At 69.7% G+C, this 21780-nt stretch carries 20 protein-coding genes and 3 pseudogenes; 9 read left to right on the top strand and 14 right to left on the bottom strand.

Annotated elements, in window-relative coordinates:
• Positions 1 to 147: 147 nt before the first annotated feature.
• Positions 148 to 1275 (top strand): transposase, encoded by a 1128-nt coding sequence (locus ACWGJB_RS17190; RefSeq protein ID WP_453380969.1) that lies wholly within the window; start codon positions 148 to 150, stop codon positions 1273 to 1275.
• A 112-nt stretch (positions 1276 to 1387) separates the two neighbouring features.
• Here the strand turns inward: ACWGJB_RS17190 and ACWGJB_RS17185 are convergent, their stop codons facing one another.
• Together ACWGJB_RS17185 and ACWGJB_RS17180 are read right to left on the bottom strand one after the other, a co-directional pair.
• The gene (locus tag ACWGJB_RS17185; protein ID WP_453380968.1) at positions 1388 to 1984 is read right to left on the bottom strand and encodes an NADPH-dependent F420 reductase; all 597 of its coding nucleotides are present in this window, start codon (positions 1982 to 1984) and stop codon (positions 1388 to 1390) included.
• 41 nt (positions 1985 to 2025) lie between these two features.
• Positions 2026 to 2844, bottom strand: a complete 819-nt coding sequence (locus tag ACWGJB_RS17180) for a 3'(2'),5'-bisphosphate nucleotidase CysQ (RefSeq protein WP_453380967.1) — start codon at positions 2842 to 2844, stop codon at positions 2026 to 2028.
• A gap of 138 nt (positions 2845 to 2982) precedes the next feature.
• On the opposite strand from ACWGJB_RS17180, the gene ACWGJB_RS17175 reads away from it, so the two are divergent.
• Positions 2983 to 3888: a LysR family transcriptional regulator gene (locus ACWGJB_RS17175; RefSeq protein WP_453380966.1), complete on the top strand. Its 906-nt coding sequence runs from the start codon at positions 2983 to 2985 to the stop codon at positions 3886 to 3888.
• Between the two features lie 124 nt (positions 3889 to 4012).
• Here the strand turns inward: ACWGJB_RS17175 and ACWGJB_RS17170 are convergent, their stop codons facing one another.
• Positions 4013 to 5095, bottom strand: coding sequence for an ISL3 family transposase (locus tag ACWGJB_RS17170; protein WP_453380965.1), 1083 nt, complete (start codon positions 5093 to 5095; stop codon positions 4013 to 4015).
• Between the two features lie 474 nt (positions 5096 to 5569).
• Between ACWGJB_RS17170 and ACWGJB_RS17165 the strand changes: the two genes are divergently transcribed.
• The 3 genes from ACWGJB_RS17165 to ACWGJB_RS17155 are packed head-to-tail and all read left to right on the top strand — an operon-like array spanning position 5570 to position 9043.
• The gene (locus ACWGJB_RS17165; RefSeq protein ID WP_453380964.1) at positions 5570 to 7306 is read left to right on the top strand and encodes a diacylglycerol kinase family protein; all 1737 of its coding nucleotides are present in this window, start codon (positions 5570 to 5572) and stop codon (positions 7304 to 7306) included.
• Position 7307: 1 nt separating this feature from the next.
• Positions 7308 to 8261, top strand: a complete 954-nt coding sequence (locus ACWGJB_RS17160) for a YihY/virulence factor BrkB family protein (protein WP_453380963.1) — start codon at positions 7308 to 7310, stop codon at positions 8259 to 8261.
• Complete coding sequence (locus tag ACWGJB_RS17155) at positions 8261 to 9043, top strand: phosphatase PAP2 family protein (protein ID WP_453380962.1); 783 nt, start codon at positions 8261 to 8263, stop codon at positions 9041 to 9043. Before ACWGJB_RS17160 ends, ACWGJB_RS17155 begins: the two co-directional genes overlap by 1 nt.
• Before the next feature lie 13 nt (positions 9044 to 9056).
• Here ACWGJB_RS17155 and ACWGJB_RS17150 read toward each other — a convergent pair whose 3' ends face one another.
• From ACWGJB_RS17150 to ACWGJB_RS17130, 5 genes are all read right to left on the bottom strand, one after another.
• Positions 9057 to 9482: a DUF6003 family protein gene (locus ACWGJB_RS17150; RefSeq protein WP_453380961.1), complete on the bottom strand. Its 426-nt coding sequence runs from the start codon at positions 9480 to 9482 to the stop codon at positions 9057 to 9059.
• 527 nt (positions 9483 to 10009) lie between these two features.
• Positions 10010 to 10549, bottom strand: coding sequence for an NAD(P)H-dependent oxidoreductase (locus ACWGJB_RS17145; protein ID WP_453380960.1), 540 nt, complete (start codon positions 10547 to 10549; stop codon positions 10010 to 10012).
• Between the two features lie 90 nt (positions 10550 to 10639).
• Positions 10640 to 11620, bottom strand: a complete 981-nt coding sequence (locus ACWGJB_RS17140; RefSeq protein WP_453380959.1) for an aldo/keto reductase — start codon at positions 11618 to 11620, stop codon at positions 10640 to 10642.
• Positions 11621 to 11959: 339 nt separating this feature from the next.
• Positions 11960 to 12442 (bottom strand): nitroreductase family deazaflavin-dependent oxidoreductase, encoded by a 483-nt coding sequence (locus ACWGJB_RS17135; RefSeq protein ID WP_453380958.1) that lies wholly within the window; start codon positions 12440 to 12442, stop codon positions 11960 to 11962.
• Between the two features lie 74 nt (positions 12443 to 12516).
• Positions 12517 to 13362, bottom strand: coding sequence for an SDR family oxidoreductase (locus ACWGJB_RS17130; protein WP_453380957.1), 846 nt, complete (start codon positions 13360 to 13362; stop codon positions 12517 to 12519).
• 246 nt (positions 13363 to 13608) lie between these two features.
• Between ACWGJB_RS17130 and ACWGJB_RS17125 the strand changes: the two genes are divergently transcribed.
• A complete protein-coding gene (locus tag ACWGJB_RS17125; protein ID WP_453380956.1) occupies positions 13609 to 14568 on the top strand; it encodes a helix-turn-helix domain-containing protein in 960 nt (319 codons plus the stop codon).
• A gap of 739 nt (positions 14569 to 15307) precedes the next feature.
• On the opposite strand, the pseudogene ACWGJB_RS17120 reads toward ACWGJB_RS17125, so the two are convergent.
• Positions 15308 to 16422, bottom strand: a pseudogene (locus ACWGJB_RS17120) (alkene reductase).
• A 193-nt stretch (positions 16423 to 16615) separates the two neighbouring features.
• On the opposite strand from ACWGJB_RS17120, the gene ACWGJB_RS17115 reads away from it, so the two are divergent.
• Both ACWGJB_RS17115 and ACWGJB_RS17110 read left to right on the top strand, forming a co-directional pair.
• Positions 16616 to 17158, top strand: coding sequence for a site-specific integrase (locus tag ACWGJB_RS17115; protein ID WP_453380955.1), 543 nt, complete (start codon positions 16616 to 16618; stop codon positions 17156 to 17158).
• On the top strand, positions 17158 to 17340 hold the full coding sequence (locus ACWGJB_RS17110; protein WP_453380954.1) for a hypothetical protein: 183 nt from the start codon (positions 17158 to 17160) through the stop codon (positions 17338 to 17340). Before ACWGJB_RS17115 ends, ACWGJB_RS17110 begins: the two co-directional genes overlap by 1 nt.
• 203 nt (positions 17341 to 17543) lie before the next feature.
• Here ACWGJB_RS17110 and ACWGJB_RS17105 read toward each other — a convergent pair.
• Both ACWGJB_RS17105 and ACWGJB_RS17100 read right to left on the bottom strand, forming a co-directional pair.
• Positions 17544 to 18465 (bottom strand): annotated as a pseudogene (locus tag ACWGJB_RS17105) (NADPH:quinone reductase).
• A gap of 22 nt (positions 18466 to 18487) precedes the next feature.
• Positions 18488 to 19048 carry a PadR family transcriptional regulator gene (locus tag ACWGJB_RS17100; RefSeq protein ID WP_266514243.1) on the bottom strand — a complete coding sequence of 187 codons (561 nt, stop codon included), beginning with the start codon at positions 19046 to 19048 and terminating at the stop codon, positions 18488 to 18490.
• A 97-nt stretch (positions 19049 to 19145) separates the two neighbouring features.
• On the opposite strand from ACWGJB_RS17100, the gene ACWGJB_RS17095 reads away from it, so the two are divergent.
• Complete coding sequence (locus tag ACWGJB_RS17095; protein ID WP_453380953.1) at positions 19146 to 19568, top strand: ester cyclase; 423 nt, start codon at positions 19146 to 19148, stop codon at positions 19566 to 19568.
• Positions 19569 to 19863: 295 nt separating this feature from the next.
• On the opposite strand, the gene ACWGJB_RS17090 is transcribed toward ACWGJB_RS17095, so the two are convergent.
• From ACWGJB_RS17090 to ACWGJB_RS17080, 3 genes and pseudogenes are all read right to left on the bottom strand, one after another.
• On the bottom strand, positions 19864 to 20238 hold the full coding sequence (locus ACWGJB_RS17090) for an STAS domain-containing protein (RefSeq protein ID WP_453380952.1): 375 nt from the start codon (positions 20236 to 20238) through the stop codon (positions 19864 to 19866).
• A 107-nt stretch (positions 20239 to 20345) separates the two neighbouring features.
• Positions 20346 to 21191: an RNA polymerase sigma factor SigF gene (locus ACWGJB_RS17085; protein WP_453380951.1), complete on the bottom strand. Its 846-nt coding sequence runs from the start codon at positions 21189 to 21191 to the stop codon at positions 20346 to 20348.
• Positions 21192 to 21290: 99 nt separating this feature from the next.
• Positions 21291 to 21587: pseudogene (locus tag ACWGJB_RS17080) on the bottom strand (transposase); the annotation flags it as partial.
• Positions 21588 to 21780 lie beyond the last annotated feature (193 nt).

Genomic DNA, 21780 nt, shown 5'->3' with positions numbered 1-21780 from the left:
GAATTTTGAGAGGTTGCGTCCTGAGGAGTGGTGTACCGGTTCCCACCTGATCCGGGCGTTTGCCCCGGCGTCGGAGTGAGTATCCGGATACAAGAACGGCCACCGGCTGATCTTCGAGATGTCGAAGGCTCGAAGGAGATCAGCAGGATGACCGCACCAGACAGTTTGCCCCTGCACGCCCTCGCGGAAGACAACCTCGCCGCGGCGAGTCCTGATCTGCTGCGCGCGATGGTCAAGACGTTCGCCGACGCACTCATGTCCGCCGAGGCCGACGCCCTTTGCAACGCCGAATACGGGCAGGTCAGCGATGAGAGGGTCAACCACCGCAACGGCTATCGCCCGCGCGAGTGGGACACCCGGGCCGGCACCGTCGAACTGGCCATCCCCAAGCTCAGGTCCGGGAGTTACTTCCCGCACTGGCTCCTGGAACGACGGCGCCGTGCCGAGCAGGCTCTGATCTCGGTGGTTGCCACCGCCTACCTGCTCGGCGTCTCCACCCGCCGCGTCGAGAAACTCGCCGAGGCCCTCGGAGTCACGCAGTTGTCGAAGTCCCAGGTCTCCGCGATGGCCAAGCACCTGGACGAGCAGGTCGCCGCCTTCCGCAACAGGCCACTGGAGGCCGGGCCCTACTCGTTCGTCTGGGTCGACGCGCTGACCCAGAAGGTCCGCGAGGGCGGCCGCATCATCAACGTTCATGCGCTGATCGCGGTCGGCGTCCAGCTCGTCATCTCCGACGCGCACGCCGGCCTGGTGGACGCCATCGGTGCCGTGCTGCCCGGAGCATCGTGGCAGAGGTGCCGCACCCATTACGCCCGCAACCTGCTCTGCCAGGTTCCGAAGTCTGCCCAGCCGTGGGTGGCCACGCTGCTGCGGACCGTCTTCGAACAACCCGACTCCGAGGCAGTCCAGGCCCAGATGCGGCACGTCCTCGACGCCCTGGAGGCCAAGTTCCCCAAGGCCGCCGAACACCTGGACGCCGCCCAGCACGAGCTGCTGGCGTTCACCGTGTTCCCGCGGGAGATCTGGCGACAGATCTGGTCGAACAACCCGCAGGAGCGGCTGAACAAAGAGATCAGGCGTCGCACCGACGTGGTCGGCATTTTCCCCGACCGCTCCGCCGTGATCCGCCTCGTCGGTGCCGTCCTGGCCGAGCAGAACGACGAGTGGACCGAGGCCCGCCGCTACATGGGACTCGGCCTGCTGGCCAAGGGCCGCCTCGACCCGATCGAGTCAGAAAGAGACGAGACCGTCCTGCCCACCGAACTCACCGCGTAGCCTCAAAACGAGATCGCCGAGTGGCCGTCGATACACCACTCCAGCGGACGTGACCGCGCCGTCGTATCCGTTCTGGATGTGGGCCCGCCGGGGGCGGTGCACTGTGTGCGGGTCAGCTGGCGATCGAGATCGCGAAGGGCGCGAATCCGCTGGACCGAATCACGTGCGGTACGAACAGTATCGCGGCCTCCGTGGCGCGGGCGGTCTGGATCCCGCCGAGATCAGTGATCCACTCCTTGCGCCAGCCGAGGTCGATGAGCAGTTCACGGACGGTCTGCTTGGCCTGCGGGTCCTCGCCGGAGAGGAAGGCGTCGGGCGCCTCGGTGAGCGTGGCCGGCGCGGTCATCACCGGGAAGAGCATGGTGTTGAGTGTCTTGACGACGCGCGTTTCGGGGAGCGCTTCCTGGAGTTGCTCGGCGAGGCTTGAGCCGGGGTAGATCAGGTCGGCGGGCAGTCCGTCCGGTCCGTCGACGGTGGCGTTGGAGACGTCGATGAGGATCTTGTCGCGCAGTTCCTCGCGCAGGGCGACGAGCCGGTCCAGCGAGCCGGCGCCCGGGGTGGCGTTGATGACGATCTGGGCTGTCCGGGCAGCGTCGGCGGCGGCGCCCGGCGCGCGGTCCGCCACGGTCACCTCATGCCCTGCCCGGATGAGGGCTGTGGCCAGGTTGCCGCCGACGCGGCCATTTCCGAGAACTGCGATCGTGGTCATGATGGTCTGGTCCTTCCGTGCGTGCAGGTTGTGGTGGGCGGTCAGCGTGAGAGCGTGGTGACGGCCTCGGCGTGGACGCCGGGCGCGGCGGCCAGGAAGCTCTCGCTCTGCGGGGTCCAGGGGCGGCCCTCGGCGTCGGAGATCTGTCCGCCCGCCTCGGTGACGAGCAGCGCCCCGAGCAGCAGGTCCGCGCGGGCGCCGGCGAACTGCCAGAAGGCGTCGATCCGGCCGGCGGCCAGGTTCAGCAGGTGCAGGGTCGCGGGCACGGCGGTGCGGACGACGAGCGCGTCGAAAAGCATCGCGGTGATCGAGGAGCCAACGCGCCTCACGACCTTCTCGTCTTCGTCCGGCCGGGCCTGGCTGGTGGCCACGATGCCCAGGCCGAGGTCCGCGGTCTGGGAGACATGCAGAGACCGGCCGTCGAGGTGGGCACCCGCGCCGGCGAGCGCGGTGTAGGTCTCGCCGGTCAACGGCAGGTGGACCGCGGTGAGCACCGGCTGGTTCTCCCGCACGAGAGTGGCGGTCACCGCCCAATCCGGCAGGGCGTGCAGGTGGTTGACGTTGCCTTCGGCCGGATCCACGACCCACCATTCGCCGGGCGGCAGCGCCCCGCCGTCCAGCTCGTCCTCCACCCAGCCCGCGTCCGGGCGCAGGCGCGTGAGGCGGGGGCGCAGGATGTCGAGGGCCGTGTCGTCGTTGGCGGCGAGCGCGCGCATCAGCTCTTCGCGGGTCTGGTAGCGGACCACCTCGCCGAAGCGCTCGCGCAGCGCCGAACCGGCCGCGCGCACGGCGATCGCGGTCTGGCCGAGCAGGTCGGCGTCGGAGGCGGCGACGTCAGTGGTCTGAAGCGTTTCGGACATGGCGGTACTCCCGTGGGAGGAAGGGATGTTGAGGCCGGTCGGGCCGAGCTGCGCGTTCCGTCTTGCGCTCTCCTCTCGAAGGTATAGAGCCCCTTCGTTAACTTCAAATGCATGTAAAGCACGGCTAGGATTACTCACATGCAATTGGATTTGAACCTGCTCACCGCGCTCGACGCGCTGCTGGAGGAGGGAAGTGTGGCCGGGGCCGCCGCGCGCCTGCACGTCACCGCCCCCGCGATGAGCCGGAGTCTGGGCCGAATCCGGCGCACGACCGGGGATCAGATCCTGGTGCGCACCGGCCGCACGATGACCCCGACGCCGTATGCGATCGCCGTCCGGGAACAGGTGCACGAGCTGCTGCACCAGGTCCAGGGGGTGCTGGCACCGAGCCGTGAACTCGATCTGGCAACGTTGGAGCGCACTTTCACACTCCGCTGGCACGATTCCCTGGTCGCCTTGAGCGGCCCCGCACTGCTCGCGGCCGTGCGCGGACAGGCCCCGGGCGTGCGCTTGCGCTTCGTCGCGGAATCGAGCATCGACACCCCCGAGTTGCGGCGCGGCGAGGTCGACCTGGAGGCGAACGCCAACCGCCCGAGCGCACCGGACATCCGTGCCGAGAACGTGGGCGAGACTCGCCTCGTCATCGTCGTGAGGCAGGGGCACCCCCTCACCCGCGTCAGGACCGTCACCGCAAAGCGGTACGCCGCCGCTGAGCACGTGACCGTCTCGCGACGTGGAAACCTCAGCAATGCCCTCGACGACGCCCTCGCGCGGCTCGGCCTCACCCGCCGCGTGGTGGCGACCGCGCCCACGAAAGCGGCCGCGTTGGAGTTCGCGCGCGGCTCCGATCTCCTGATCAGCGTCCCCGAAGCCACCACGCGGTCCGCGGTCGCCGACCTCGGCCTGGTCGTGCTCCCCCTCCCGCTCGAACTGCCGTCGGCACCGATATACCTGTCGTGGCATCAGCGCTACGACACCGACCACGCCCACGCCTGGCTGCGCGGCCTGGCGCGAACCGTGCTGGCCATGTGCGGAGCGTCGTAGTCGGCGCCGTCCGGCCGCTTCACCCATACGTCCACGTGACCACCACGGCGACCTGCTTGAACGTCAGCAGCGGCTTGCCGTGCGGGTGCTGGCCGTGGGGGGCGGCCAGACCGACGCCTGCGCCTCAGGATCGCAGGTCATCCAAGTAGGGCTTGAAGGCGTCGAGTTTGGATGGCCGACCCTGCCACTGCCCATGGAACAGGTCCTCCGGGGTGGCTGCGTCAGCGAGGAGTTTGACGGTGCGAGAGGTCATCCGGAGTTGGCGGCCGATAGCCCTCCGACTGAGCCCGGTGGCCAGCAGTTCGTGGACCGTCGCGTGGTTCACACGGGTACGGTCAGCGAAGCGGTGTCCCCTCGGCCAGGGCGAGCCGGAGGGATCTTCGAGCTTCTCCGGCTCGGGGGCACGCTGGGCGGGATCTGACGCCAGGACCTGCAGGCATCCGCGGTGGTCCGCGACGCACCGCTCTGCAGCCTCGCTCAGGTTGTGCCAAAGATGCCACCGGTCCGCGACCTGCACCGCCTGTGGTGCCCCGGCCGTGGCCCCTTCGGCGAAGAACGGTGCCCGATCGCGGCAAACCACCTCCACCCCGGGCCGTTTCGCGAGCCAAGCGGCCAGGCTGGACGCCTCCCGGTCGGGCAGCAGGTCCACCGGACGCCGGCTTTCGACATCGACCAAGACCGTCCCGTAGTGACGCCCTTTGCGGGTCGCGTACTCATCGACGCCGACGACCCGCGGAGCCGGAACTTCGGGGTCAGGCAGCGCTTCGACCAGCCGCAGCACCGTACTGCGGCTGACGGACACGCCGAACACGCTCACCAGGCGGGCACCAGCCCGACCGGCGAGTGCGAGGCCAACCGCAGCCAGCGTCGACCGCAGGCGCTCGGTCCGCCGACCGTAGCGACGGGTCAGCCCCGGCAGCTGCTCGGCAAAGGTCCGGCGCCCGCACGAGATGACCCGGCAGAGGAACCTGCGGACCCGCAGGCAGAGGACGACTCGTCTGCCTCCGCTGGGCACATCAGCAGGAAAGCGCAGGTAATAGCTGTGAATCCGCTGTGACCAGCTTCCGCGCCCGGGACAGATGGCCCCGGCCACCGTACTTCGGGCCTCTATGCGTACCGCTTCGTCTTTCACGTCGACCGACAACACCGTCACGCCGGCGATCGACGGGAACAGCAACTCCTCATGCCGGAGCACCACTTCTTCCACGGGTCGAACTGTCAGCCACAACAGGTCAGTTCCGGGCAACTTCCCCAGGGCCCGATCGCCCCACAACCGTCACTCAGCGTGCATGCTCCACGGAAAGTGAGCCAGAACCCAAAAGTCGCTGACATCGATCACGAGGCTGGCCGCCAAACGACTCCCGAAGTCACGCCGAAACGACTCCCGAAGAAGCCGACACAGCCAGCCACCGCACCGCCGAGACCTTCCCGTGGAACCGTCAGAGCCGGACCTTCACCATCGCTGTCCCGGGGTCGTACGGCAAGTACCGCCTGGTGCCGGACGGTTCGTCGACCCTGGCGGAGGTGGAACTCCTGGCCTGATGTCCTCCGCGAAGGGGCGGTCCCCCGCGGGCCGCCCTTCTTCCGTACCGCCTGCTCCGCGCCTGCGGGGGCATCAGTGCGGTGGGGCTGCCCCGTGCGGTGCGGCCCCGCCTGCCGACCGCCGACCCAGGGAGAAGCGATGCCGACCGCCGTACCGGAGAGATCAGCGGGCCTGCCCGAGGACAGCCCCCGCCCCGCCACCGCCGGGGCGACAGCCACCGGGCGGGACAGCCGGATGCCTCGCGGACTGGTGCGGGCCGCCGCGTCCATCGGTGCGGCGGCCGCCTGCCAGGCCGCCCTGATGATCGGGCTCGGCCTGCTGATCACCGGCCCCGCCCGGCACATCTGGCCGATCACGGCGGAGGACGGCGTCGACCGGGGCCTGGAGCGGCTGCGTACGTCCACCCTGACCACGCTCTCCTCGATCGGGTCCCAGATGGGCAACACGCTCACCGTCATCGTCGTGACGCTGGCGGCGTGCCTGGCGCTGATCCTGGCACCCCGTCTGCCGCTGTGGCGCCAGGCGTCGTTCCTGGCGCTCGCGGTCTCGCTGCAGTCGCTGGTCTTCCTGGTCGTGACCATCGCGGTGGAGCGGCAGCGACCCGAGGTGCACCGGCTCGACGGCTCCCTGCCGACCTCCAGCTACACCTCCGGCCACACCGGTGCGGCCACCGCCCTCTACGGCGGTCTCGCCGTCCTCGCGCTGACCCGCCTACGAGGGCCGTGGCGGCGCGTGGTGGCCGCGGCGCTGCTCCTGCTGCCGCTCGTGGTGGGGGTGTCCCGCCTGTACCGGGGCATGCACCACCCGACCGACGTGTTGGGCGGCCTGATCAACGGCGGGCTGTCCCTGCTGGTGGTGGGGCAGGTCCTGCTCCGCGACGCCCGCGTGTCGGCGCCCGTCGCCCGGCCCGTCGCCGCCGAAACCGGCCGCGCGGGGCGCCGGCCGGGCCGGATCGCCGTGGTCGTCAACCCCACCGCGACCGACGAGGGCACGCGCGACGAGCTGCGCGAGGTCCTCGCCCGGCACGGTCACCGGGAACCGGTGTTCCTGGAGACGACGGCCGCCGACCCCGGCGGTGGCCAGACCGCCCAGGCCCTCGGCGACGGGGCGGAGCTGGTCGTGGTCTGCGGCGGCGACGGCACCGTGCGCGCGGCCGCCGACCGTCTGGCGGGCAGTGGCGTCCCGCTCGCCGTCGTGCCGTGCGGCACCGGCAATCTCCTCGCCCGCAACCTCGGCCTCCCGCTGGCTCCGGCCGAGGCGCTCGACGCCGCCCTCGGCGGCACGACCCGCGCGGTCGACCTCGCCCGCGTCGAGGGCGACGGCATCCCCGCCACCCACTTCGCGGTCATGTCCGGCGTCGGTCTGGACGCCGCGATGATGCAGTACACGCAGGAGCACGACCGGGCCAAGGCCGTGCTGGGCTGGCCCGCGTACGTCCTGGCCGTCCCGAAGGCGATGCGCGGCCCCCGGATGCGGCTGAGCGTCCGGCTGGACGGAGCCGAGCCCCTGCGCGGTACGGCCCGCATGGTGCTCGTCGGCAACACCGGCGCCCTCCAGGGCGGCCTGCGCCTGATACCCGACGCCCGCCCAGACGACGGGTTGCTGGATCTGCTGATGCTCGACCCGCGCGGCCCCGGCGACTGGCTGCGCACCGTGGGCTCGCTGCTGCCGCACCGCAGGCGGGACGGGCGGAAGGGCGCCGGCCGGAAGGGCGGCGGGCAGCCGGAGTTCCGTACCTTCCGACGGGCCGAGTTCACCTTCGAGTCCCCACAGCCCCGCGAGATCGACGGGGATGCGGTCGGCTCCGGCCGCCGACTGTCCGTCGAGGTCGTTCCGGGCGCGCTGACCGTGCTGGTCCCGGACCTGGAGGGCTGACATGGGCAGCTCCACCAAGGTCCCGGAGACCCGGGACATGAGCGGGGACGAGCTGTCCGCCGACGAGGCGTGGGTGACGCTGCGCCGCTACGGCGGCTGGCCGCTGCTGCGCGACGCGTTCCTCCGCTTCCGCTACGCCGACGGGTTCAGCCACTCCCGCGCGCTCGCCCTCCAGACGGTGCTGGCGGTGATCCCGCTGGCGCTGGCCTTCGTCGGCCTCTCCACCAGCCTGCACACCGAGGACATCGGCAGGATGGCCGAGCTGACGATCCACCGGATCGCCGAGGGGCCCAGCGCGGAGGTGGTCGATGACGCGCTCGACCGCAGCAGGCGCAAGGCGGGCGACGACGGCCAGCTCGCCCTCTGGTTCGGCGCGATCTTCTCGATCGTCAACGTCACCACGGCGATGTGCCAGATCGAGCGCGGCGCCAACCGCATCTACGGCAACGAACGCGACCGGCCCTTCCACCTCAAGTACGCGCGCGGGCTGGTCATGGCGCTGTGCGCGGGGTTCCCGCTCGGCCTGGGCTTCGTCGTCATGGTCGCCGGCGACGACCTGGCCTCGGCCGCCGGCTCGGTCTACGGGTTCGACTCGACCGCGCAGACGACGTGGAACGTGGTGCGCTGGCCATTCGGGCTGCTGCTCGCCCTGATCTCCGCCAGCACCATCTTCCGGTGCTCACCGCGCCGCAGCCAACCGGGCTACACCTGGCTGGCGTTCGGCGCGGCGCTTTACCTGGTGCTCTGGATGACCCTGACCTGGCTGCTCACCCTCTACCTCGATCTGAGCGGCTCCTTCGACACGGTCTACGGCCCCCTCAGCGCCTTCATGTCCCTGCTGCTGTGGGCCTACCTGACCTCGATCGCCCTCTTCCTCGGGCTCTCCTTCGCCGCGCAACTGGAGGCGGTGCGGGGGCGCAGGCCCGAACCGATCCAACCCGACCCGGGGGTCTGATGCCGACGCAACCCGAGACGCCGCGTTCTCCCGGCCGCCGAAGCGGCGCCGACCGCCGGTTCGGTGTCCGGCTGCTGGCGGCGGTCGCCGTCGCCGCGGCCGCCTCGGTGCCGTTCGCCCTGGTGCTGGTCCTCGTGGAGGGCCGGTGGCGGCCGCTGCGCGACCTCGACCGCGACGCGGCGAACGGTCTGCACCAGATCGCGCTGGACCACCCGGCCTGGACGCGCACGCTGCGCGTGCTCTCCGACGACGTCTGGGCCCCCCTCACCCTGCGCGTGGGCGTGGCGCTGCTGACCGGCTGGCTGCTGTGGCGCGGTGCCCGGCGGCTGGCCGCGTGGGCGGCGGTGACCGCGGTGGCCGGCGGTCTGATCGGGCTCGGCGTCAAGACGCTGGTCGAGCGGGCGCGGCCGGCGCTGGAGGACCCCGTGGCGCACGCGCCGGGCTATTCCTTCCCGTCCGGGCACGCGATGACCGCGACCACCTCGTTCGCGGTGTTCCTGCTGGTCCTGCTGCCCGTGGTGCCGCGCCGGGCTCGTGTCGCGTGCTGGGTCGTGGCGGTCCTGTCGGTGCTCGGGGTCGGCTTCACCCGGGTCGCGCTCGGCGTGCACTGGTTCAGCGACGTGCTCGGTGGATGGCTCCTCGGGCTCGCCGTCGTCGTGCTGACCGGCCGTGCCTTCGAGGCGTGGCGGGGCGGGGGGGGCCGGCGGCCCGCGTCGGTCGGTGAGGGGCTGGAGCCGGAACTCACCGGCCCGAGCCCCGAACCGGACTCCGCCTCCCGCTGAGGGCGGCCCGGCGTCACACGCCGGTCATGCGGCCGATCTCCTGGGGGTCGAGTCCGGTCAGCAGGGCGATGCGCGGGGCTGGGATGCCCGCGGTCAGCGCCCGGTGCACCAGGGTCTCCCAGCCCTGGGTGGTGTCCCGGTAGTCCAGAAGTTCGCGCTCCATGTCGGTGACCGTCTGGGGTGCGCACTCCTGCTGGACGCGGACCTCCTCCTGCGCGGTCAGCGGGATCGGCAGCCGCTCGGCCTCCTCGGGGATGAGGATCTCCGATCCGGCGGGAAGGATCCTCAACTGCTCGCAGGAGGGGGCCACATCGTGGGCGGAGATCCAGCCCCGCACGGCCGGGGTCTGGTCGCATTCCAGCGGCGCGACGGCCGCCATGGCGGCGCCGAGGCTCGGGTGACGGTCGGGGAGCAGGAAGAGGTAAGCCTCGTCAGCCATCGGGCGGTTCCGCCTTGTCGGTGTCGATATGAGTGCGGACACAGATGGTAATGCCGCCGCACCCCAGAGGCGTGGGGCGCGGCCGGCGGGCACCCGCTCGGGGTGTGGATCGCCGATCAGCGCCGTACTACGCGGCCGGAACCCTGGAAGCCGCGCGCGTGGAGCAGCTGGAGACACTCCGGATGGTGTGGTCCGTGCAGGCATCCGCGTGGGAAGCCGACCTCGCCGTCGCCAGGTCGTACGCGCAAGCGCACGGGCATCTGCTCCCCCCGACCACAGCAGTGTGGGACGGCTTCCCCATCGGGGTATCGCTGAAGAACCAGCACGCAGCGGCCCGGAAGACAGCGGAGAACGCCGAACGGCGCGCGGCCGAGCGGTCGCTGTTTCACGACACGGTCGCCGCCGATACTGACGATACTGATCTCCGGTCGCTTGGCGCCGATCCGGCGAAAAACGACCGGAGACCGGTGGGGCACATCGCCGCTGCGTCGCGATCGGCGAGGGCGGCTGTCGTCGTGGGAGTGCGGTCAGGCCGCGAAGGAGGCGAGCAGTTCGTTGTACTGCTTGGCGGCGGTGGCCAAGTCCTCGTCGGAGAGGCCGAAGGCGGTGCCGTAGAACTTGACCATCGGCTGGATGTCGAACTGGCAAAGCCGCAGGGTGGCGTGCCAGTTGCTGAGGAGGGTCTCGATGGTGGCCTGGTTGGCGCCTTCGGGGGTGTAGTGGTCGGCGGGGACGCCGGTGGTGACGGCGACGACGGCCTTCTTTCCGGCCAGCTGCGAGGCAGAGCCGTCCATGGTGAAGGCCCAACCGAGGGTGAAGACCTTGTCCTGCCACTGCTTGAACAGCGGGGTGGTGTTGTACCAGAACACCGGGTGCTGGAAGACGATCACGTCGTGTTCGGCCAGCAGTGCCTGCTCGGCGTCGACGTCGATCTGGAAGTCAGGGTAGGTGGCGTAGAGGTCGTGCACGGTGACATGGGCCAGCTCGCGGACGGCGTCCACGAGCGCCGCGTTGGCCTTCGACCGGGACAGGTCGGGGTGGCCTACGACAAGGAGAACCTTGGACATGATGAGAAAGCCTCTTCAGTGATCGGTGAAATGGGTCAACGGATGCGGGTTGGCCGGGTGCGACGCGTCAGTACGTCGCGGGGCGTCAGATCACCGGTCGATGGTGGCCAAGTTCGCCTCGTCGTGGCGCTCGCCCGCGGCCGGTGTGAGGTTGTTCAGGCGGTCGAGCTGAGCGGCGCTGAGTTCGACGCCGTCGGCGGCGGTGTTCTCTTCGACGCGTGCGACCCGGCGGGTTCCGGGGATGGGGGCGATGTCGTCGCCGCGGGTCAGCAGCCAGGCCAGCGCGGTCTGTGCCGGGGTGGCGCCGATCTCGGCGCCGATGGCCTGTACTTCGTCGACGATGCGCAGGTTGCGCTGGAAGTTTTCGCCGGTGAAGCGCGGGTTGGTCTTGCGCCAGTCGTCGTCGGCGAAGTCGTCGACGGTGCGGATCTGCCCGGTCAGCAAGCCGTGGCCGAGCGGCGAGTAGGGCACGAATCCGATACCGAGCTCGCGCAGCAGCGGGAGGATTTCAACCTCGACGTCGCGGGTCCACAGGGAGTATTCGGTCTGCAGCGCCGCCACCGGATGCACGGCGTGCGCTCGGCGGATCGTCTCGGGTCCGGCTTCCGAGAGGCCGATGTGGCGCACCTTGCCTTCGGCGACCAGCTCGGCCAGCGCGCCGATGGTCTCCTCGATGGGCGTGTTCGGGTCGACGCGGTGCTGGTAGTAGAGGTCGATGTGATCGGTGCCGAGCCGCAGGAGCGAGCCTTCGACCGCGGCCTTCACGTTGCCGGCGCTGCTGTCGATGACGCCGGGGCCGTTGCCGGCGTGGGAGACGAGACCGAACTTCGTCGCCACGACGACGTCGTCCCGGCGGCCCTTGATGGCCTTGCCGACGATTTCCTCGCTGTGGAAGGGGCCGTAGATCTCGGCGGTGTCGATGTGGGTGACCCCGAGGTCCAGCGCACGATGGATGGTGCGGGTCGACTCGGCGTCGTCGAGCCCCCCACCCGTGGTGTAGACGCCGGCCATGGTCATGGCTCCCAGTCCGATGCGGGAGACATCGAGCGCGCCCAGTGATACGTGCTTCATCAGGTACTCCTTTTCGTGACGGCCGTCAGGCCGGTCTGATCAACGGGCTGCGCCACCAGCTGGCGGACCGTGCTTCGGTGGTCCGAGCGCTGCCGGCGCGGGCGCCGTTGCGGGTAGCGGGTCAGCGCCGTGGGGTGCACCCGGCGGCTTCCGGCCTCGGCCGGGCATGGTGCTCAGGCGTGGGTGTCGTCGTAGGTCAGGCTGCCGAGGACATCGATGCCGCGGTCGCCTGTGATGTGCTTCGTCCAGGCGGCCGGGCGGGCCGACCTTGGGGGATTCGAGCTGGCCGCTGGCAGGTGGGGTCCGACGCTGGTGTTGCCAGGGCCAGGCTGCGCCGGGTCAGTGCTCGTGGGCCGCTGGCTCCAGAACGAGGACCGGGATCTCACGGTCCGTGTTCTTCTGGTACTCGGCGTAGTCAGGGAACGCTTCGACGGCTCGGGCCCACCACAGGGCCTTCTCGTCCCCGGTCACCTCGCGTGCCAGCATGTCCTGGCGCACCGGGCCGTCCTGAAGCTCGACTCGGGGGTCGGCCACCGCGTTGTGGTACCAGACCGGGTGCTTGGGGGCTCCTGCCATGGAGGCGATGACGGCGTAGACGCCGTCGTGCTCCACCCGCATGACCGGTGTCTTGCGGATCTTGCCGCTCTTCGCGCCCAGGGTGGTCAGGATGACGACGGGCAGGTCCCGGAGCCTCTCGTCTTCCTCCTGTGTGACCAGGATGCTCAGCGTCGTTCCCTGCGTACCGCCGGAGCTCTCGTACAGCTCCACCTGGTCACGTACAACCTGCGCCTTGCTCGGCTCGTACTCGCCTTTGAGGGGCATGTTGGCTCTCTCCGTGCTGTCGAACGCGCACCCGGGGCGGTCCTCCGTCCTGGCCTGGGTGCGGGGTGTGGTGTTCACGCGTGGGCGTCGTCGTAGGCCAGGGCGCCGCCCAGTTCGCGGGAGGCGTCGGCCTGGGCGAGGAGTTCCTTCGCCTTGGCCTCGGCGGCCTCGATGGCGTCCGCGCCGGCGATGAAGCGCAGCAGCGGCTTGTCCTGTTCGGCGATGGTGAGCAGGGCGCGGGCGAGCTTGGCGGGGTCGCCGGGCTGCTTGCCGTTCATGCTCTTCATGCCCTCGATCCGGGGGGCGGTGCGCGGGGCGTAGTCGTCGATGGACAGCTCGGGCCAGGTGGTGGAGCCGTCCACGAGGAGTTCGGTGCGGAAGTAGCCGGGCTCCACGATCGTGGTGTGGATGTTGTACGGCTCGACGTCGTAGCGCAGGGACTCCATCCAGCCCTCTTCGGCGAACTTCGAGGCGGCGTAGGCGGAGGTGAACTCCATGCCGACCAGCCCGGCGGTCGAGGTGATGGTGATGACGTGGCCGGCACGCTGCTTGCGCAGGATCGGCAGGACGGCGCGGGTGACGTTCATCGGGCCGAAGAGGTTGGTCTCGAACTGCCGGCGCATCTGCGCGGGCGAGATCTCCTCGAAGTAGCCGGTGAACAGGTTCCCGGCGTTGTTGATCAGGACATCGATGCGGCCGAAGCGGTCGACGGCTGCCTGCGCGGCGGCCCCGGCATCCTCCAGGCTGGTGACGTCGAGCCTGGTGGCCAACAGGTTGTCGTGCGGTCCGCCGAGGGTCTTCTCGACCTCTTCGGGGCGGCGGCCGGTGGCGACGACCCGGTGGCCTGCGGCGAGGGCCTCGCGGGCGATATCAGCGCCGAGACCGCGTCCGGCACCGGTGACGAGAATGACCTTGCTCATGGGGGGCTTCCTTTCAGGCGCCGTGATCCGGCACCCGCTGTGCGCGGGGGTGATGCATGCAGCGCCGACAGCGCCGCAGAGGGGGCTGGGACCGGCGGCACAAGCGCCGTCTGTCCGGACGGTTCACACCGCCGTGGGCGGTGCACCACCAACAAAACCGCGTGTCACGCGCGTGTGGGAGTCCCTGCTGAGGGGGTCACTGACAGGGACCCCCAACCCGGCGGAAGCACTCGTAGAGTGAAACGCATGGCAGGCAGAAGCGACCCACAAGGCACCAACCGCGACATCCGCGATGATTTCCGCGCGGAGATCCGGGAATTCCTCGGCACGCGCCGGGCCAGGGTCACCCCCGAGCAGGCCGGACTGCCCCTCTACGGCGGAGAGCGCCGACGGGTCACCGGGCTGCGCCGCGAGGAGGTCGCCCTCCTCGCGGGCATCTCCAGCGAGTACTACACCCGGCTGGAGCGCGGCAACGCCACCGGAGTCTCCGAGAGCGTCATCGACGGCATCGCACAGGCACTGCAGCTCGACGAGGCCGAACGCATCCACCTGCTCGACCTCCTGCGCGGTGCCGGCACGAGCCGTCCGCCACGTCGTCGGCCTGCCCAGCAGCGTGTACGGCCCGCGGTGCAGCGCGTCCTCGACTCGATGAGCGGCACACCCGCGTTCATCCTCAGCGGACGCGGAGACATCCTGGCGGCCAACCACCTCGGGCGCGCCCTGTTCTCCCCCGTCTACGCCGACCCGGTACGGCCGCCGAACAACGCCCGGTTCGTCTTCCTCAGCCCGCACGCGACCGAGTTCTTCCGTCACTGGGACGAAGTCGCCAACGACACGGTCGCCATGCTGCGCGCCGAGGCCGGCCGCGATCTCTACGATCGACGGCTGACGGACCTGATCGGGGAACTGTCCACCCGCAGCGCGGAATTCCGTCGCCGCTGGGCGGCCCACAACGTCCGCATGCACACCACCGGCGTGAAACTCCTCCACCACCCGGTCGTCGGCGACCTCGACCTGCCCTTCGAAACCTTCCCGCTCCCCGACGGCCCCAGCCAGTTCCTCCTCACCTACACCCCCGAGCCCGCGTCACCCTCGCAGGACGGCCTGAACCTGCTGGCCAGCTGGGCCGCGACCAACGACGACATCGAGCGGTCCGCGCCGGCCGACGACTCCCAGCCCGCCGACTCGGCCGAGACACCCGACTGACCGACGAGCCACGCGAGTCGATCTGCGGCAACTTTTGCGGCGCAGCGTCAGCATCCGCTACCGATGTCGAGGCCAGGACAGCGCAGCCATCTACGCGTGGCTCTGTGTGAGTCCACCAAGAGATACGCAGCCAGCTACGCGAGGCCGCTGGGGTGACATTGCACTCCAGCTCGCGGCACTGTGGACAAACGGACAACTGTCAACCCCCGCCATAAACGGTCCTCATGCGTGCGGCCGTTGAGGAGCGGTTCCGCCGGGTGCTCAGCTTCCACAGCAGGGTCGGCAAGGCCGAAGCCATGGCGGCCGCCGTTCCGTCGACAGCCGGCCGCCTCGCTGAGGAGGCCCCCGCCACGTTCCCGTCGGCGGAGCAGGTGTGGTCGGCGTGGCTGTCCGGCGAGCACGCCCCCGCCCACCCCCGGGGCGTGCTGGAAGAGTTCGCCTCCGAAGCGGAAGGCGGACCTGGTAGATGGGCCGCCGCCGGAAAACTGTCATAGGCGTCAGCTGCGGCCGAAGGCCGCCGCGGTGGCCACGCACGAGAGCGATGTGCTCGACGAGGTCACCGAACGCAGGCTGCTGACCAGGAACTTGCGGACCGTCAACGCTCTGCCGGACCCGACGGTCCTCGAGCCGGTGATCGCCGGTGTGACCGCGGGCTCAAAGGGGCGGGCACAGTGTCGCCGGTCGGGCGCCTGTCCATGTGTGAGTGGGGCTGCCGCATGGACAGGCGTGACCGTGGGCCTCAAGCCGCTTCGAGGAAGGGGTTAGTCGGTGTAGCCCTCGGCGCCCGGCCCGTAGAACAGTTCCGGCCGCGGCTCGTTCTCCGGGTGGCCACCCTGCCAGCGCTCGACCAGGTCGGGGTTGGCGATGAGGGCCCGGCCCACGACCACGGCATCGGCGTGGTCGGCCTCGACCTGCTGGAGCGCCTGCTCGCGGGTGGTCTGCCCCCCGAAGGAGCCGCTGTTGACGATCAGCTTGCCGTCGAAGGGCCGCCGCAGCTCCTGTACAAGGTCGCCGCCCGGCTCGGCGTGCAGTACGGAGAGGTAGGCCAGGCCCAGCGGTCGCAGTTGGTCCCTCAGGGTGCCGTAGGTGGCCAGGACGTCGTCCCGGTCGGTCTCGAAGACGTCCCCGAGGTCGACCTCCGGCGAGATCCGCAGCCCGACCCGCTCGGCACCGACGGCCTGGGCGACCGCCGTGACGACCTCGACGACGAAGCGGGCGCGGTTCTGCGGCGAGCCGCCGTATCCATCGGTGCGCTGGTTGGCCGCCGGGGAGAGGAACTCCTGGAGCAGGTAGCCGTTGGCGCCGTGGATTTCCACGCCGTCCGCTCCCGCCTCGACGGCCCGGCGGGCCGCGGTGACGAAGTCCTCCAGGGCTGCCCGGATCTCTGCGGTGGTCATCGCTTCCGGTATGGGGTAGGGCTGCTCGCCCTTCTCGGTGAACGTCTTGCCGTCGATGGCAATCGCGCTGGGGGCGAGGATGCGGCGGCCGCCGTTGACGTCGGGGTGATTGCCGCGGCCGGCGTGCATGATCTGCAGGACGATGCGGCCGCCCTCGGCGTGCACCGCCTCGAACACCCGCTGCCAGCCGGCCGCCTGCTCGTCGGTGGCGATGCCCGGCTCACCGACATACCCCTGCGACGCGTTGTCGGGGTAGGTGCCCTCGGTGATGATCATTCCGACGCTCGCCCGCTGCCGGTAGTACTCGACCATGAGGTCCCCCGGGGATGCCGGAGGAACCGGCCCGGACCCGAGTCAGCGGTGCCATGACGATGCGGTTGGCGAGCTCGATCTTCCCGAGGGCGACGGGGGAGGAAAGCGATGGAACGGACGAAACTTCTGAAATTTTGATAGTCATGGGTTTCTTTCTGTAATACGGAGGAAAACGGGATGAAGGTCTGCGACGCAAGGGGTCCACGCTGTCCCGGCGGAGGCGCGGATGCGGTCCTCGGGCAGGCGCGGGGCCGCTGACGGTGACGCGGTTCCAGGACTGCGATCGGGGTGTGGGTGGTGTTGGCGGCGAACGCGGGGGCGAACGCGGTGAGAGCCGCATGCCGTCGGCGTCGGCGTCGACGCCGGTCAAGCGCAACTGCCCGCCGAAGTACGGGCGTTCGCTCCTTGCGCACGAGATCCCGCATGTCGGGCGAGTTCATCCGCAGCGCGCTCGGAGAGGTCCTCACCTTCATCGGCCTCACCGACTCAACGGCCAGCCTCTGGTCTTCGCGCCGCACGACTTCCGCCGCCCGTTCATCACCGATGCCATCCGCTCCGGCCTCCCGCCTCACATCGCGCAGGTCATCGCCGGCCACGCCAACATCAACACCACGATGGGCTACAACGCGATCTACCCGGAAGAGACCATCGAAGCCCACCGCGCCTTCATCACCCGCCGCCGCGCCCTGCGCCCGGCAGAGGAATACCGCACCCCTACCGATGCCGAGTGGGAGGACTTTCTCGGCCACTTCGAGCGCCGCAAACTCTCCGTCGGCACCTGCGCCCGCGCCTACGGCACCGCGTGCGTCCACGAGCACGCCTGCGTTCGATGCTCTCTCCTTCGCCCCTTCGCCCCGACCCCACCCAGCGCGGTCGGCTGATGGAAATCCGGAACAACCTCATTGACCGCATCGCCGAGGCGCAAAGGGAGGGCTGGCTCGGCGAGATTGAAGGGCTCCGCATCAGCCTGGCCGGCGCCGAATCCAAGATCAGCCAAATCGACACCAAGTCCCCCGGCGGTCCGGTGAATATCGGCCTTCCTGCCCGAAGGAAGGACCGATGATGGACCGGCAGAAACGGCCTCAGCCGTTCCCACTCGCCTTACATGAGATCCCCGCGCTCCACGCTGGGGGGACCCACCCCCACACCCCGTGCCGATCTGAAACCGAGCTGAAGTTATTGATCTCGTTCGTGGTCCACGGCTGACCGCGGATGGTGACAGCTTTGGCAGCCGGGGCCTTACGGGACGCGTCGTGCCGATGCAGTTCAGCTGGGGATGGTCACCAGTACGCGACCTCGGCCGCCGGCGTCGACACGGTCGTGGGCTTGGGCGATCTTTTCCAGGGGGTACAGGTCGCCGATGGCGACGGTCAACATGCCGACCGCGGCTGCGGCGGTGAGGTCGCGGGCCGCCTGCCGTTTCGCCGCATGGGGGAAGTCGGGGCCGATCGTCCCTGGTGGCGTAGGCAGCGATAACCGCGCCGTTCTCGACGACGGCGTTGTCCAGGTCCGCGTTGTCGGACAGGGCCACTTCGACGATTCGGTGCACCCCGTTGGGAGCGTGCGCGCGGATCGCGGTGACGGGGTCGTCCGCGTCAAGCGCCACGGCGTGGGTGACCACAGCGGGGTCGACGCGGTCCAGGTCGCTGCCGTGCCGCACGGTCCCGATCACCGTCGCGCCGCCCCACCGGGCGAGCTGCGCGGCCAGGGAGCCGACGCCGCCGAGCACCCCGTGCACGAGCACGAGGTTCCCGTCGACGGGGCCGTCACTGAACACGGTGCGGTGGGCGGTGATCCCGGGGATGCCCAGGCTGGCGCCGAGTTCGTCGCTGAGGTGGTCGGGCAGCGGGACGGCCAGATCAGCGGGTACGACAGTGAACTGGGCGGCGGTGCCGGAGGGGCGATAGGACTGGGCGCCGTACACCCAGACCCGCTGTCCGACGCGGCGGGCATCGACCCCGTCGCCCACTGCGTCGATGACTCCGGCGGCATCGCTGTGCGGGATCACCCGCGGGTGCGGCATCGAGGAGCCGAGCCAGCCGCGCCGCTTCTTGGTGTCGCCGGGATTGACGCCCGAAACGTTGACGCGGACGCGGACCTCGCCGGGGCCGGGAGTGGGGTCGCGCAGGTCGCCAACGTGCAGGACATCGGCGGCGGGGCCCTGTTCGTCGTACCAGGACGCAAGCATGGATGGGTACCTCCGTGGGCGGTCAGCTTGCAGGTTCGTCGAGCGGGAAGGAAGCGTTCTCGGTGGGCTCGTCGCCATCCAGAACCCTGTGCAACCAGGCGCGTTCGGCGCTGCTGATGGCGCGGGCGGTGAGCAGCATGCCGCGCCGGTAGGGGTCCGGGACCTCCTCGGCTCGCAGCGGCCTGTCACCGGAGTAGAAGAAACTCGCCGGCTCCTCCAGGAACTCCAGCCGTCTGCGCAGCACCGCGTGCTGTTCGGACACGTCGGGCAGGTGGGAGAGGAACGCCAGGACGGTGAAGAAGCGGGTGAAGTCGGTGATCTCATGGTCGGCCGGCTTGCGCAGCCGATTCAGCAGCTCAGTGCGCCCGGCATCGGTCAGGCTCAGCACGTACCGCGCTGCGCCCGCACCCGGGTCGGCGCACCGCTCCAGCAGGTCCGCCTTGGCGAGGCGGTTGATCGCCGGATACAGGCTGCCGTCGCTGACCGGCCGCGTGTACCCGGTCAACTGCGAGACCCGGCGGCGTAGCTCGTGTCCGGGCAGGGAGCCCTCGGCCAGGAAGCCCAGTATCGCTAGTTCCAGCATGCCCCCAGTATCCCACAACCACATCGAATCGATGCACACATCGATTCGATGTTAGCGTGGAGACCGGATCCCCACCGACCACCCTGAAAGGTAGAGAATGATGCCGCCGGAATCTGTCGAGTCAGTAATGAACCGCTTCGTCGAGTTCATCAACACGGCCAACGAGGACCTTGCCCGCGAGGTCATTTCTCCCGCCGCAGTGTTTCACGCACCGAGTCACCCGGAACCGCTTCGAGGCCCCGAGGGCTACATGGAAGTCATCGGGATGATGCGCAGCGGACTCCCGGACATCCAGTGGACCCTGGAAGAGATGGTCAGGGAAGGCGACACGGTGGCTGCGCGGTTCACCATGCGCGGCACGCACGAGGGCGAATTCTTCGGGATCCCTGCGAGCGGCAACAAGGTCTCGGTGCAGGCCATGAACTTCTACTACCTGGCCCACGGCCGGATCGTCGGCGAACGAGGCCAGCCCGACCTCCTCGGAGTCATGCAGCAGATCGGTGCCGTACCGGCGCTGTGAAGCAGGTGTGGAGCGCATACCTTCGGCGCGGCTGCCTGCCTCGGAAGGAGGGAGGGGTCCTGTTGGGTGGCAAGCAATCGGCTCCGGCGGTGACCAGGCCGACATGGTCGATGTCTTCCAGCATGCTCGGGTGGTGGTGAGCAGCGCCGCTCGTACAGCTCAGCTGCTAGTTCAGAGAAGTGACCAGGCCGAAGCTGATCGCGCCGGACCAGATGCTCCGCGGCATCGCAGACCTCCCCATGGCAGGCCCCGAGCCCCCTCAGCGTACGGTCTCCGCCGGTGCCTGGCATGCCTGTCACCCGGCGAGCGCGTCCTCCACCGTCGGCCGGACGTCCAGGACGGCATCCGCTCCTGTCAGCTCCAGAACCCTCGCAAGTGCCGGCGCGGGCCTGGCCACCCGCAGCACGGCCGTCCGGTTGAAGTGCAGCAGCAGGTTCAGGACGGTCGAATCCGCGAAGGTCAGGCCAGCGGCATCCACCACCACCTTGGAGTGGGTCCGGGCTCCGGTCCCCAGCGCCGCCGACAGGACGGGAGCTGAGTCCAGGTCGAAGGCGCCGACGACGGTCACCACCCACGCGTCGCCCTGTTCGCACTGCATGAGGTGCGGCAGCGGGCCCGCATGCGCCGTGGTCGGATCCGGCGGCCTGGCCTCACCGCTCACAGGGCTCATGGCGGTGAGTATGTCGTGAAGGTCGCGCCCACGCGAGAGACCGGCGCCAGGCCGAAACGGCTGCCGGGCCCCCGACCGTCAGACGGTGATGAGCATGCCTTCGCGCGTCAGACGGTGCTGAGCATGCCTTCTCGCAGGCGCGCCAGGAGACGGGAGATCAGCCGGGAGACGTGCATCTGGGAGACACCGAGACGTTCACCGATCTGGGCCTGGGTGAGTTCCTCCACGAACCGCCAGTGGATGATCTTGCGGTCGCGTTCGTCGAGTTCGGCGATCATCGGGGCGAGGGCGTGGAAGTCCTCGACCAGGCCGAGGGCGGCGTCCTCGTCGCCGATGAAGTCCGCCAGCGCGGCCTCGCCGTCCTCGCTGCCGTTGATCGCCGCGTCCAGGGAGGCGGACTTGTAGCCGTTGGAGGCCAGTTGGGCCTCGACGACCTCGTCCTCCGGAAGGCTCATCAGCTCGGAAAGCTCTTTGGTGGTCGGTGTCCGGCCCAGTCGGCTGCGCAGTTCCTCGTTGGCGCGGGCGAGTTGGACGCGGGCTTCCTGGAGCCGGCGCGGGACATGTACGGCCCAAGAGGTATCGCGGAAGAACCGCTTGATCTCGCCGACGATGTACGGCACAGCGAAGGAGGTGAACTCGACCTCGCGGGCCAGCTCGAAGCGGTCGATCGCCTTGATCAGGCCGATCATGCCGACCTGGACGATGTCCTCCAACTCCTCCGGCCCGCGGCTGCGGAACCGGCCGGCCGCGAAGCGGACCAGGGACATGTTCATCTCGATCAGCGTGTTGCGCGCGTACTGATACTCGGGCGTTCCCTCCTCCAGGACGGCCAGCCGGTCGAAGAACGGCTTCGACAGCTCCCGCGCGTCCTTCGGCGCGACCTTGGAAGGGTCCGTGATCTCCGGCACATCCACCGTCTGCCCGGCCGTCAGCACGGTCGTCGTCGGCATCATGGCGCCCTCCCGGTCGATCAGCCTCGTCCTCGCCGGTCCATCGTCCGGCAGGCACGCGCCTACCCCGTCCGCCGATCGGCATTCCTCGAACTGCTGTCAGTCCCCGCCGGACTCTCCATGGTCCAGGACCAGGCGGTGGAGCTTGGCCCACACCCTGGCCTCTGTCCACTCGGTGAACCGTGGGAAGGCGGTGACCCCCGACAGCCCGAAGCCCGGCGGGAGTTGGTTCCAGGTGCAGCCCGAGGTGGCCACGAAGACGATCGCGGCCAGCACCTCGCGGTCCCCTCGCCGGCGGTGCCCTCCACCCTGCGGGCGCACCGGTGCCGGCGGCACCACCCGCTGGGACAACGTCCACAGCTCTTCCGGCGCCATCCGCTCGACAAGCGCAGCAGTCATCACCCCAGGCTGCCGCAAGATCACGCCAACTGAGATGGTCTCTTAGCCGCTATTGGCCTCGATCGGTTCCAAGCCCTCCTGGGCTGATGACGACCCGAGGGTAAAGCCCCTGCTTGCGGCATGTGCTTTCTCTCTCCCGAAATTGGTTTCTCCAGCGACCTACCGGTACTACATTCGCGCAAGTCAGAGCTAT

Source organism: Streptomyces sp. NPDC054813 (assembly GCF_053611365.1).
The sequence above is the reverse complement of the archived record's forward strand: the minus strand, read 5'-3'. Positions and strand labels throughout refer to the sequence as shown.

Coding starts and splice junctions, on each gene's coding strand:
- ACWGJB_RS17175 (WP_453380966.1), top strand. CDS start 2,983: ATGCAATTGGATTTGAACCTGCTCACCGCGCTCGACGCGCTGCTGGAG.
- ACWGJB_RS17110 (WP_453380954.1), top strand. CDS start 17,158: ATGGAAATCCGGAACAACCTCATTGACCGCATCGCCGAGGCGCAAAGG.
- ACWGJB_RS17115 (WP_453380955.1), top strand. CDS start 16,616: ATGCCGTCGGCGTCGGCGTCGACGCCGGTCAAGCGCAACTGCCCGCCG.
- ACWGJB_RS17180 (WP_453380967.1), bottom strand. CDS start 2,844: ATGTCCGAAACGCTTCAGACCACTGACGTCGCCGCCTCCGACGCCGAC.
- ACWGJB_RS17100 (WP_266514243.1), bottom strand. CDS start 19,048: ATGCTGGAACTAGCGATACTGGGCTTCCTGGCCGAGGGCTCCCTGCCC.
- ACWGJB_RS17090 (WP_453380952.1), bottom strand. CDS start 20,238: ATGAGCCCTGTGAGCGGTGAGGCCAGGCCGCCGGATCCGACCACGGCG.
- ACWGJB_RS17135 (WP_453380958.1), bottom strand. CDS start 12,442: ATGCCCCTCAAAGGCGAGTACGAGCCGAGCAAGGCGCAGGTTGTACGT.
- ACWGJB_RS17145 (WP_453380960.1), bottom strand. CDS start 10,549: ATGTCCAAGGTTCTCCTTGTCGTAGGCCACCCCGACCTGTCCCGGTCG.
- ACWGJB_RS17085 (WP_453380951.1), bottom strand. CDS start 21,191: ATGATGCCGACGACGACCGTGCTGACGGCCGGGCAGACGGTGGATGTG.
- ACWGJB_RS17160 (WP_453380963.1), top strand. CDS start 7,308: ATGGGCAGCTCCACCAAGGTCCCGGAGACCCGGGACATGAGCGGGGAC.
- ACWGJB_RS17095 (WP_453380953.1), top strand. CDS start 19,146: ATGATGCCGCCGGAATCTGTCGAGTCAGTAATGAACCGCTTCGTCGAG.
- ACWGJB_RS17140 (WP_453380959.1), bottom strand. CDS start 11,620: ATGAAGCACGTATCACTGGGCGCGCTCGATGTCTCCCGCATCGGACTG.
- ACWGJB_RS17185 (WP_453380968.1), bottom strand. CDS start 1,984: ATGACCACGATCGCAGTTCTCGGAAATGGCCGCGTCGGCGGCAACCTG.
- ACWGJB_RS17130 (WP_453380957.1), bottom strand. CDS start 13,362: ATGAGCAAGGTCATTCTCGTCACCGGTGCCGGACGCGGTCTCGGCGCT.
- ACWGJB_RS17190 (WP_453380969.1), top strand. CDS start 148: ATGACCGCACCAGACAGTTTGCCCCTGCACGCCCTCGCGGAAGACAAC.
- ACWGJB_RS17155 (WP_453380962.1), top strand. CDS start 8,261: ATGCCGACGCAACCCGAGACGCCGCGTTCTCCCGGCCGCCGAAGCGGC.
- ACWGJB_RS17150 (WP_453380961.1), bottom strand. CDS start 9,482: ATGGCTGACGAGGCTTACCTCTTCCTGCTCCCCGACCGTCACCCGAGC.
- ACWGJB_RS17125 (WP_453380956.1), top strand. CDS start 13,609: ATGGCAGGCAGAAGCGACCCACAAGGCACCAACCGCGACATCCGCGAT.
- ACWGJB_RS17165 (WP_453380964.1), top strand. CDS start 5,570: ATGCCGACCGCCGTACCGGAGAGATCAGCGGGCCTGCCCGAGGACAGC.